The sequence below is a fragment of the Photorhabdus hainanensis genome, from assembly GCF_018448965.1.
Classification (GTDB): domain Bacteria; phylum Pseudomonadota; class Gammaproteobacteria; order Enterobacterales; family Enterobacteriaceae; genus Photorhabdus; species Photorhabdus akhurstii.
On sequence record NZ_RCWD01000071.1, the window covers coordinates 1 to 8,244 of the forward strand.

General features: G+C 43.2%; 6 protein-coding genes and 3 pseudogenes. All 9 read right to left on the bottom strand.

Going from position 1 to position 8,244, the window contains the following annotated elements:
- Positions 1 to 590: 590 nt before the first annotated feature.
- Positions 591 to 1,396: pseudogene (locus EAE92_RS23465) on the bottom strand (type VI secretion IcmF C-terminal domain-containing protein); the annotation flags it as partial.
- A complete protein-coding gene (locus EAE92_RS23470) occupies positions 1,290 to 2,066 on the bottom strand; it encodes a hypothetical protein (RefSeq protein WP_214069789.1) in 777 nt (258 codons plus the stop codon). The pseudogene EAE92_RS23465 and the gene EAE92_RS23470, both read right to left, overlap by 107 nt.
- A gap of 193 nt (positions 2,067 to 2,259) precedes the next feature.
- Positions 2,260 to 2,724 (bottom strand): cytochrome c oxidase assembly factor Coa1 family protein, encoded by a 465-nt coding sequence (locus EAE92_RS23475; RefSeq protein WP_214069790.1) that lies wholly within the window; start codon positions 2,722 to 2,724, stop codon positions 2,260 to 2,262.
- Positions 2,725 to 3,086: 362 nt separating this feature from the next.
- On the bottom strand, positions 3,087 to 3,215 hold the full coding sequence (locus EAE92_RS25100; RefSeq protein ID WP_281422834.1) for a hypothetical protein: 129 nt from the start codon (positions 3,213 to 3,215) through the stop codon (positions 3,087 to 3,089).
- 166 nt (positions 3,216 to 3,381) lie between these two features.
- Positions 3,382 to 3,714, bottom strand: a pseudogene (locus EAE92_RS23480) (IS630 family transposase); the annotation flags it as partial.
- A 225-nt stretch (positions 3,715 to 3,939) separates the two neighbouring features.
- The gene (locus EAE92_RS23485) at positions 3,940 to 5,007 is read right to left on the bottom strand and encodes a DUF6708 domain-containing protein (protein ID WP_214069791.1); all 1,068 of its coding nucleotides are present in this window, start codon (positions 5,005 to 5,007) and stop codon (positions 3,940 to 3,942) included.
- A gap of 2 nt (positions 5,008 to 5,009) precedes the next feature.
- Entirely contained in the window at positions 5,010 to 7,565 is a 2,556-nt protein-coding gene (locus EAE92_RS23490) for a T6SS effector BTH_I2691 family protein (protein ID WP_214069792.1), read from the bottom strand.
- Between the two features lie 27 nt (positions 7,566 to 7,592).
- Entirely contained in the window at positions 7,593 to 7,754 is a 162-nt protein-coding gene (locus tag EAE92_RS23495; protein WP_157297612.1) for a hypothetical protein, read from the bottom strand.
- A 94-nt stretch (positions 7,755 to 7,848) separates the two neighbouring features.
- Positions 7,849 to 8,244 (bottom strand): annotated as a pseudogene (locus EAE92_RS23500) (phage late control D family protein); the annotation flags it as partial.

Consider the following 8,244-nt stretch of genomic DNA (forward strand, 5'->3'; position numbering starts at 1 on the left):
AATAAGTCAATTCTCCTCATTAGCGCATATTAAAATCAAGTGTTTTTTTATCAAACAGCACAATTTGTTTAATCTCAACGGCAAAATTCAGTATATTTAAACCAATCTTAAACGGAATGTGATTTGTTGATATAAAAATGTAGCATTCAATACAATAATATGATAAAGGCTAATAAATCCAATATTCATACGTTTCACAATCATGACAATAAAATATACTTCTATATTATTTTCAATATGTTAATTAAAATCATAATAAAGGCATTATTATTCCATCAAACAAATGATTAACAGTCATTATTATCAATACGTTGCAATCATATAAAAAAAGAATGATTATCAGTTATGTTATGCGAATGAGAATAGATTTCATTATTGAGAATGATTTAATTGATAATAGCCTTCCACTGATTCAGTGGCAGCGATTATCCTGCCTCATCACAAAGCATTAAATATAAATAGGAATATCATGATGATATGATTACAAAATATTGACTATCGAATGAATCGCTGAACCCCATTAGATATCTGATAATAACCGGAGGATAATCGCCATTTATCGCCGCCGATTGATGCCATCAAATAAGCGATTATTCTGTCATCCAGTTGTCGTTATTTCTCTTTCTCACCAGCTCAGGCTGGTTATTTCCCCTATTCTCCTCAAAAATGGTTTTCGGCAATCTAAAACCCCTCAGTTTCAATAATACCAGCGGCCCTTTCCCGACTTCGGTACGTAATACCCAGGTCAGCGGCAACCCCTCCGGCATGGTCAATCTCAGCCGATAACGGCTTTCATCCAGCATTTGCACCCGGGCGGCCTCCAGCCAGCGGATCAATCCCCACGCCCCCGGATACTCGCCATATAACCGCGCGCCGGTGTTCACGCCGGTCCAGGTCAGCACCACCCCGGGATTATCCTCGTCTCCCGGCCAGCGTAAATGCTGCCAGCTCTCCATCTGGTTAAAGTAACGCAACCGTTGACCGTCTATCGTCAGGTCGGTTTCCGCCACATCCCGCACCGGTTTGGCTCGCAATTCAAATCGTATTCCCTCGCTGCCATTGGCAAACAGCACATCCGCGACCTGACTCAGTTGATTTACCGCAGTCAAAAAGACCGGGTTAACATGCAGTCCCTGACTGTTCACTTTATCTACTACCCAATATTTCCCCTCTTTAATGCAGCACGCCGCCTAACTGGCTGTGCAGGAACTGTTCTATCCGCCCGAATAAACTGCCCCAGCATTGGCAACGAGGCGTCATTTTGCCCCGCCACAAACGGGTAACGGCCGTCAAAGTCGGTTTGCCAGTCTGCCACTACCGCCGACTGCCACTGCGCATTCAGACTGGCCGCCGCCGGTTGTAATACCGTCTGCCACGCTTCGGTTAACGGCTGCATTGACTGGCGTCAGTGGTTCATTTGCATTTGCTTTAAGAGAAGGCAATGAACGATAAATGTCTCGCAAGTTTTCAGCATAATGGCTTGGTTGGATAGTAACTTTAGCGGCAAAAGGGACAAAATTATCACTACGCCCATAACTTTTCGGCGTTTCACCCTGCCTTAAAAAGGCAATGACTTTAGCTTCATTCGCTCGCCAGTCGGCTTCTCCATCAACAGCCGGCATCATCTCTGCATGTTGCATGACATTTTCGTAGTCATGCTTTGATTGTACCCATTTTAACGCAGCCAATACCGCACGCTTACGTGCATCAACGACTGTCCCCTCTTCACATTTCTGCTCATCGTGTTTTACCGAATAATGTTTTACTGGATTTGCCACGCCATCCCACAAGTGGCTATTAATCAAAACCGCAATGATTTCTCCTTTCGTTTTTGGTGATGCATATTTTAATATGTCCCCCTGACTGGCATTGATTTTCTCCATCAATTTAACCCGCTCGTTTTTGTTATTGCGGATGCTTTTTAAATTAAAACTGCCACCAGACATTGACACTTCTTTTACCGAAGCCTGCGGCGCTGTTTGAGTTTTCTTTTCATCTTTACAACCTGACAATGCCAGTAATACTAAACCTACTATTATAGGATTTACGGATTTATTCCGGTCCATACTCTTACCTTTATAGAAAACATTTGAAATAACCTAAAAACCACATAGAGAAAACGATACTTTATGGTACAGAATAAAATACCATTGGCTCTACGTTACTTAATTTTCTCTTTTAAGAATGATTATCATTACCTTTCAATTAAATTAAATCGGTTCAAGAGAATTTTAATCACACTATATAAAAAAATAACCTTTATTTCATGGAATTACCTCCTGCCAGTAAATCTATCGATTGTCCACCGTCATCAGGCTGAACAGTAATACTTTTATATCGCCAATGTCCTGCATGTTTATCCGCATCAACATACACGGTACCACCAGACCGATTTCCTTTAATAGCAATTTCGAATCCCGCGTCACTCTCGCTAATACTGCCAGAAACAAACCAACCTGCTTCAATGGGTTGGCCTAAAATACTTTTCACCGCAGGATTAGATTGTGCCAGCGATAAAGCTTTTTTATAGGGTTCCGAAGATTTTATTGCGGTCATGGCAATCATAAATACCCCCACGATAAAAACAGGCATAAAACAGACAATCATCCATTTCCATTTACGCACCACCCAACTGCGCTTTCCAGAAAGAGAGGATTTTCCCGTCGTTGCTTCGTTATCCGATAAACTCCACTCTTTTTGTATCGTTACATTTTTTTCTTTCATCTCTTTAAATACCTTTTCATTCGGGCGAAACGCCACGTTATCTTATGTTCGAATTTCTTATTCCATCAGATATAGGGCAGAACCCTATTTACAGTTTTTTACAATTCATTTAACTATTGCTTATTTTCCTCTTTAATTGTGAAAGCAAAACCCATCGCCATTTCATAATGGTTATCATTATCCTTTTCTCATATAGCGACGTTACTGTTTTGTTTATTTAACTCTTTTTCCCCTTTTTAAGGATCGTTCTATTCAGTTATTGGCTTCTCTTTACAACCATAGAAACTAGTTAGATTCAAAATTGTGTTTTTAGTTCAAAAAAAATTCACTACACAGAGAAAATTTTAACCCACAGATAAGGTTTATCTCTTTTTCAATCCCCTTTTATCCTTGCCATTATTGCGCTCCGGTGAATGTTGATAATCGCTTTCGGCGTACCAGCCATTATCCAGCCCGGCCACTAAGGGATAACCGAGTATGCTTTTCATCATTTAAATATTCCTCACATAACCGTGCTGCTCAATCACCACCTACGTAACGCTTTTAAATAACTCTGCGTTTACCGGTTTCAGCGGTTCATTTAAGCTTTTCGCTACCTCAGCACTAAATAAGGTTTCATAATAGTGCTACACCCATTTTTTGTCTTCCTGGCTTTTGCTATGATGAAAACGATGCCAAAAAAGCATCAACATAATTAAGCGACTGCCACATAAATTGACAACAAGGATTTCGCCTTATTGTCTCATGGAGCGATTGCCATAACCGTTCTATTTTATTTAGCCACGGTGAATAGACGGGTAAAAACAACAGAGTAAATTTGGGATGTCGTGCCAGCTACTCCTTTACCTTCTGACCTTTATGAATACCGTAGTTATCTAAGATTAAAGTGAGGGTTTCCGCATGGGGATATTACTGATTCAGTTCATCTAACATTTTGATAAATAAATCAGAGTTCTTTTCTATTCCGGTGACTTGCTCTGTTTGGGCATTTTCTGGCATTCATTTTGAAGTATGGGTGCTATGATTGGCATCACTCAGTCCGTGTTGGGGTTTGGGATTTTTCGCAATTGATCAGATCACAAAAATCGGACTGAGTTCACTTCCAGTGATCTACTATTTTGAAAATTTATTTAATTGCATAATTACACCTCCGCCGGGATTTTATTCGGACAAATAACCGCGTTGTAAGCAATAATTTCGTTCATATGCTTGCCTTTATTTATCCGTAAATGAATGCGCCATTGCAATTTTTTCTTTCAAACGCTTATGTGCTGATGCCAGACGATTATTTATCGCCTGATATTCTTCCAGCGTCTGGTTCGCCAGAATATGACGCCATAAATGCACAGGATTATCCGCTGCACTGACATTAATCGGGTCGTCAGGATCAACCTTACAGTCATCTTCCACTTCTTTAGGCCATTGCGGTATTTTGCTAGTCTGCATCGCAATATAACGGGCAATACTTGTAATTAGATCAAATGGAAAATTTATCAGTTCAACAAACCAGTCCAAACGAGAATTCATCCGCATTAGATACTGTAATCCAAAAATATAACCTTCTTTCTTCTGCTCAATAGGCGGACACAATAAGATAATATCCGCCTGTTCCTGTAAACCATCTTCCTCCATATAGCAACGGATAAATTCCCAATAGCCCAGCATCAACTCCCGAAATACTCCAGAAAATCCCAGACTAAATGTATCCAATACAGTTTCCTTATCGTCTGCCAGAATATGACCGTCAATACACCATTCCGTCATCTTGCCGCTGTACTTGGTCAGGGTAAAAAACACCTCTTTCCAAGGAACCGATAATACCGTTCCATTAAAACGGTAAACATGGATCATCTGAGTTTTGCGGTTAAATCGAATTGGATAATGTGTCGTAGCAAACCACTCTTTTAGGGTCAGTTTGCCACTGAAATAGATCAATAGCGCAAAACCTGCTGTCAACATAAATACCCCGAATAGAGAAGGGATTATCTTTTTATAAATAATATACTGATAAGCCATTCCACCATAAGCGTATAATATTAATCCAAAACAGCTCAAAAAAAGCGGCGCAAATAGTGAACTAATAAACCCTTTATTTCGGTAATATTTATCCACAGTCTCCATATAAGTCGAGTTCATACGGATCACCGTATCGTACTCAATCATATATTCGCCTGTTTTACCTGTTAACCGGGTTGGTTTTCCCTGACAAAGTTGATTGTCTTTTTCTTGTTGAGTCAAAGGACGATTCAGTTCGTAGGACATATAAAATCGACTTAATAGCATAATTATGCTCCCGCAGTCATTAATTTATTAAAAGCGTCCATTTCCATTCTGCTATCAGGCCAGATAGAGGGAATATCCTCTTCACCCACTGGAATCTTGCGCCACAGACAGGCCGCCAGCCATTTCTGGATCTCATTCTTCTTTTTCATCGCCAGATAGATATTGGCACCAAGGTATAGTAATAAAGCAACAAATAGACCTAATGGACCTAAAACACCGGCAAGCCACAGTCCTGCACTCACCGCTGAAATTAAATAGGCAATTCCCAAATCTATATTGCCTTTAAACACGATTTCATCTATCGCATGGCAGCTATCCCAGACTATTCCAACAATTGCAGCCCGGGCGCCAAGGAATTTCACTATCTCAATCCTTCTCATTAACTTAAGCAGGCTTTCCCGTCCCAAGACAAGACGCACCATAGGCTTTAACCGCAGGACTTTAAAATTATTCAACAACCGCTCACAAGTTTCAGCGATAGCCCCCATCGCAGCGACCAAATCTGCCGCAAACCGAGTACATGCCTCCGTATTTTCCTTAGGCCACCCGGCCGCCCGCAATGCGGAAATCTGCATCACCAGAGAGAAAATACAGCCGGTAAAGGGAGGGACTTTTGCCAACTGCTTGGCAGCACTCTCGACAGAACTGGCCTCTAACTGCGCTAGTTTTGTGCGTAACGTCCCCGGAAACAGCTCCGCACGGATCTCATCGACAGAATACAAGGTTTTCACCAAAGACTTAGCCCGTTCCGCCTCCGGTAAAGCCAAGGTCTTTTCCGCTTCACCTGCGTCTGCCAGCACAATAAAGTTGAATTCCTGATCCCCTTCCATCGGCAAGCCATCAATCTTCAAACGACGCATTTCAATGTCAACGTAGTGACGAAGCTGATCTGAGGAAGGACGCCGTTTCAGATCCCCCAGCTCATTGGTCACAGCGACCACCGCACTGATAAAATGTTTACGCTTTCCGACGAATTTAATGACTTTTAATTCCTTACCATGCAGTTTAGCTAATACGACCAGTGCAGGAAGCGGCACTTTTTCCACTGCTTTATTCATCACTGCAAACAAAGTGCTACTCAGTTCATTCAGGTATTTTTCTATTGTGAGCGAAACCGGTCCATCGAAGTGCTCAGCGATGTCTTTAAGCCCATCGGGTATTTTATCCCAGGCGAGAGAGCCGTAGTTTCCACCGGTCTTTAAGACTCCGTGAATTTGCTCTATTTTTTTATCACTGTTCATCACCAGCGCACGTAACAGCAGATTATCTGGCGTGATGGTGGCGCTCATCATCTGTTCTTGAAAATAACGGGATGCTCCCAATTTATCCTGCATGCCTGCAACACAATCATGGACCGATTGGACAAACAACGCACCGCTATAATCGTCCGTACTATCAAAGTTATGGTCAAAATAGTCCAGCAGGAGCTGGCTTTTCAGCCAGTCCAGATACATTTCGGTCATCGGAGAGATAATAGTGTTGTCATACCGCGTCAGATCGGTGGTGAACCGATCCATAAACGCTTTTTCTTTATCACGATCAATGTACTTCTCATAATCCGCCCAATACTTTTGTACCAATGGCTTTAATGCCATATCATTTAAGTAATGCGTAGTATTCGCTCGCTTTTCAGAACCAGGAATATAATATTCACCATCAAAGCTGCCATACCGAGCTTCATTCTCCTCAGTTTCATCTTTAGTTAGCTGATCCCGCTCAAACTGTCGGCACAACGCCTCTTTCAGCGTGCTTAGAGAAGCCGAAAGCGCAATCCCTCTGGTGTAATGTAGATTTTCATGAAACTGGGTCTTTAACCGATAATTCGCCAGAGCAGCAATATCCTGCACCACAGCAACCGGATCAGACAGAAACAGTATGACGCCTTTGTCTGGCAACAATTCTTTAGTAGCCCACCATAGATTGTCCGGCTCAAATAACCATTTCCCATTCCAATGAGAGCTGGTGTAATCGGCAATACGCCGGTTGGTATCTATCTGCGTATGATATTCCGCTACGGTATCCCTCAGTGACGAGAACGGCAGGGCATTCTCTCCCTCTCCACGGTTTAGCCATTTTTCCATATCAAAACGCTGCATATATCGCGCACGATATACCGGATCTTCGTGCTTTTTACGTACCGCATCCGTCCACTCCACCGCCGACCAGGCCAACCAAAAGGCTTTGTTTGTCAACCCCTTCGGCAACACCGGTAATGTCACCAGCGAAGCACGCGCCAACTCATCTGGTTCATTAATGCAAGGTTTCATTTCACCATTGGCTAGACGCGGCGGAACTTTGCTATCGGCGGGCAGAAGATAGTAGTAGCCCTCATCAGTCACGTAATAATTGATCCAGCCATTGACCAGCTCATCCCAGATATACAAAAAGCCTTCACGCAGCAGACGCGTGGTATAGCCGGTTTCGCCTTTTCCCTCTACCGGCATCGATATGTTCGCAGGCAAATCCGGTACGCCATCACCCTGCGCTTTGATGGCAGGACGAACCAGTAAAACAGGCGGTCCCTCGCGGGTACAAAAATTACAGCCAGGGTTATTCACAATAAAATCTCCTGTATTGCACACAATTTATTTCAGGTTTCCCGGGTTAAGACGGCCCAGCAATGTTTCGTTCGCATCGTTAACGATAATCGATAGCAGTATCTGACCTTTTGAATTGTCATCGGCTTTCCATACGCCATCTTTTTGATATATAGATATTTTATCCGTCACCTCATAATAACGTGGCATCGGTTCCCCGACTTTGGCCTGTTTAACCCGCATCTTTACCGGACACAGCAAAACATTAGCTTTGTCTTGCGCTGGCTCGCACTTACCGGTTTTTTCAACTGATTGGAAAAACAGTTGTGACGCCGTGCACTTTACGCACCTGTGCCGGGTTTTCCGGCGCCTGCAAGATAAACGTGGCGGATTTGTTGAGCATCACCGCCGGGTCGATATCCCGGGTCGGGCTGGTGAAATCAATGGTGTAGCAATAGGGCGCGCACAGGCGCTCTTCGCCGGTGAAGCTGAATACCTCCAGTTCAGCGCCACAGCGCCGCACTTCAAGGCGGTAGCGGGCATGGCCCGGCAGCGCGGCTTGACTCGCTCGCCGCTGGCGAGCCCGCAACATTTTTCTATCCATTAATAGGTTTTCCCCGGATATCAGATAAAACGGCTGTGCAGTAGCAAGCGAGGCGCTTCCTACTGTTTCAATAAAGTCCCAGTTGCTATCAGCGAT